Consider the following 3,531-nt stretch of genomic DNA (forward strand, 5'->3'; position numbering starts at 1 on the left):
CCGGTCTGCCGGTCAGCGGCGGCGCGGGGAACGAGGCGACCGAGAAGAACTCGCCGACCGCCGGCCGGGCCGCACTGGGCAACGACGAGGGGATCGGCGCCGTCCCGGGCGTGGGGTCCGAGCCTGCCGCGGGGCGCGTCCGGGGGTCCGGCCGCGCCGGGTCCGCCGGGCGCGGCCAGTGCACGGGGCGGGTCAGGGCCGGGGGCAGCGCCGTGGTGGCGTCCCCGCGGGCGGCGTCGAGCTGGGCCTGAACGACGAACAGGGCGCCGTGCAGGTCAGTGTCGCGCAGGTCCGCGCCGAGCAGGTCAGCCCCCTGCAGATCCGCGCCAATCAGGAGGGTTCCCTGCAGCGCCGCCCCGGCGAGGTCCGCCCCGGCGAGGTTCGCGCCGGCGAGGTTCGCGCCGAGCAGGTCGGCGCCGCGGGGGCGCCGCCGGGGACGCCTGCTCCCGGCGCGGACCGGCAGCTCGGCGCGGACCAGGTCGCTGGCCTGCAGCAGCAGCAGATGGACCGCCCGACGCAGCGCGGGGACGTCCACGGCGAGCAGCGTGTCAGCGTCGGCGCAGGTCAGCAGCGTGGTGCGGGCGCGGGCGTCATGCAGCTCGGCGTGCAGCGGGGCGGCGGCAGGCAGGCTCAGCGCCTCGCTCAGGTACCACAGCAGCTCGTGCAGCGCCCGCATGACCGCGAAGACATCGAACATCCGCCGGGCACTGTCCGGTGCCGCCCGCCAGTCCCGCCCGCCGTAGGTGACCTGGCAGACCTGCTGCCCGGCGCCGAAGCAGTCGTACACGGCGCAGCCGCGGAACCCCCGCGGCCGCAGCTGCTCGTGGACAGCGCAGCCGAAGCCCGCGTTCAGGTTGGGGCAGGCCGTGCCGGCGGGTTTGTCAATCGCGAAGTCCACCGAGGCGGAGAACACCGGTGCCACGCAGCACAGCGCGAAACAGCGTCCGCAGTCGGCACGCAGCCGGCCGCGGGCGTCCCCGATGATTCCCGCGGCGGGATCGAGATCGTCGGGCAAGGTGTGTGCCCTTCTGAACGTCAACGGGAGACATCATTCTGACAGACGCGACCGCGGAGGATGAAGTCGCCACCCCCGTGTCCACCGGCCTCGGGCTGGCCTGGGGGCGGGATACCAGTTCGCCCGCGGTCCCCCCGCCCGCGATCCTCGGATATGTCATGCTGACAGACGCGACAGCAGGGGAGGAAGCCGGTGCGAGTCCAGCGCGGTCCCGCCACTGTCACCGGGAAGTGAACCTTCCCGGGCATGCTCGCCGGCGAGGAGCCGGGCATGCCCGGCGATCGCCCGACCAGGGGTCCGGAGAGGAACCCCGAGCCGCCCGGGCGGGGCGACGGGCCACGGCCGCAGCGGCGGCTGGAAGGCCGAAGGTGCGCGTTGATCCGGGAGCCAGGATACTCCGGCCGTCGCCGTGATGACCATGGGCGAGGACCCTGGGAGGACCCCGGCATGCCCGTACCACTGCCAGACCGGCCACGTCGGCCATCCCGGCCGTACGCGCCGCACCCGTCGTACGCACCGCATCGGTGTCCGTCGTGCCGGTCGTGTCGATCCTGTCAGCCGCACACGGTGCACCGGCGACACCCGCTCGCCTCGACGGCGTCGACACCGTGGTGAGCTTCCCGCTGTCGGCGGTGGTCGGTATGGACGACCTGCGCCTGGCCCTGCTGCTCAACGCGGTCTCTCCCACGCTGGGCGGAATCCTCGTGCGTGGGGAGAAGGGCACCGCCAAGTCCACCGCCGTGCGCGGCCTGGCCGCCCTGCTGCCCCCGGTGGCGGTCGTGGAGGACTGCCGGTTCTCCTGCGCGCCGGACGCGCCGTCACCGGACTGCCCCGACGGCCCGCATCCCGCGCCGTCGCCGTCGCCGTCGTCACTGACCCGTCCGGCCCGGCTGGTGGAACTGCCCGTGGGCGCCTCCGAAGACCGGGTGACCGGTTCCCTCGATCTGGACCGGGCGTTGGCCGACGGGGTCAGCGTCCTGCGCCCGGGTCTGCTCGCCGCCGCCCACCGCGGGCTGCTCTACGTCGACGAGGTCAACCTGCTGGGGGACCATCTCGTTGACCTGCTTCTCGACGCCGCCGCCTTCGGGGTCGCCCACGTCGAACGCGACGGGGTGTCGGTGCGCCATCCGGCGGTGTTCCTGCTGGTCGGGACGATGAACCCGGAGGAGGGCGAGCTGCGTCCGCAACTGCTCGACCGGTTCGGGCTGACCGTGCACGTCGCGGCCAGCCGTGACCCGGCGGTGCGCGCGGAGGTCGTCCGCCGCCGGCTGGCGTTCGAAGCCGACCCGGCCGGGTTCGCCGCGACCTGGGCGGACGCGGAGGCGGAACTCGCGGCCCGGGTCGTCGCCGCCCGCGGCCGGCTCGGCACGGTCCGGCTCACCGACGCGGCGCTGCGGGCCGTCACCGCCATCTGCGCCGGCTGCGACGTCGACGGCATGCGCGCCGACGTGGTGCTGGCCAAGACCGCGATGGCACTCGCCGCGTGGGCGGGGCGGACCACGGTGCTCGCCGCCGACATCCGTACCGGTGCCCGTCTCGCGCTACCGCATCGCCGCCGCCGCGGGCCGTTCGACGCCCCCGGAATGGACGACGAGACCCTCGACGCCGTCCTCGACGAGGCCCTGGCCGGTCTCGACGAGCGCGTCGGGGCCGAACGCGAGACCGGCGAACGCGAAGCCGGGGAGTCCGGTGTCGGGGAGTCCGGTGTCGGGGAGTCCGGTGTCGGGGAGTCCGGTGTCGGGGAGTCCGGTGTACCGGTGAACGGTGCGCGCCCCGATGACGACCCACCCGACGGCGGCGGTTCGGGGGGCGCGCCCGGTGGTGACGGCGGTCCCCACGGCGGCGGCGGTGCGGGGGACGGGAATGGCGGGAATGGCGGGGACCGGTGGTCGGCACGACTGTCCCCGTCCCCGTCGATGTCTCCGTCGATGTCTTCGACCGCGATGGCGGCCTCGACCGCGGCGGCGGCCTCGACCCGGCTCGCCGGCGCACCGGCGGCGGCGTTTCGGCCGCGGCTGCTCACCGTCGCCGGTCTCGGAACCTCCTCGGGAACCACCGGGCGTCGGTCCCCGGCCCGCGGCAGCCGCGGCGCGCTCGTCACCACCGCCGCGGACGCACCCGGCCTGCATCTGCCGGCGACCCTGCTCGCCGCCGCCCCGTTCCAGGCCTCCCGCGGCCGGTGCGGACCTGGCCTCGTGCTGGTCCCGGCGGACCGCCGTGGCGCCGTGCGCGTCGGCCGGGAGGGCAACCTGGTGCTGTTCGTCGTCGATGCCAGCGGGTCGATGGCCGCCCGCGCGCGGATGACCCTGGTCACCACGGCCGTGCTGGCCCTGCTCGTCGACGCCTACCAGCGCCGCGACCGGATCGGGGTGATCACTTTCCGGGGGTTGGGGGCGGAGGTGGTGCTCGCGCCGACCTCGAGCGTGGAGGTGGGCGCGGCCCGGCTGCGCGCGCTGCCCACCGGCGGGCGGACCCCGCTGGCCGCCGGGCTGGGCCTCGCCGGTGAGGTCCTGCGC

Annotated in this window: 2 protein-coding genes; one reads left to right on the forward strand and one right to left on the reverse strand. The window is 75.6% G+C overall.

Annotated features, from left to right (window positions below):
* The coding region (locus AC08OQ_RS13300) for a pentapeptide repeat-containing protein (RefSeq protein WP_476612084.1) at nt 1-1,039 on the reverse strand (1,039 nt) is incomplete at its 3' end.
* A gap of 584 nt (nt 1,040-1,623) precedes the next feature.
* On the opposite strand from AC08OQ_RS13300, the gene AC08OQ_RS13305 reads away from it, so the two are divergent.
* Nucleotides 1,624-3,531: VWA domain-containing protein (locus AC08OQ_RS13305; protein WP_476612086.1), on the forward strand; the 1,908-nt coding region annotated here is incomplete at its 3' end.

Source organism: Frankia sp. CcCS3 (assembly GCF_977927575.1).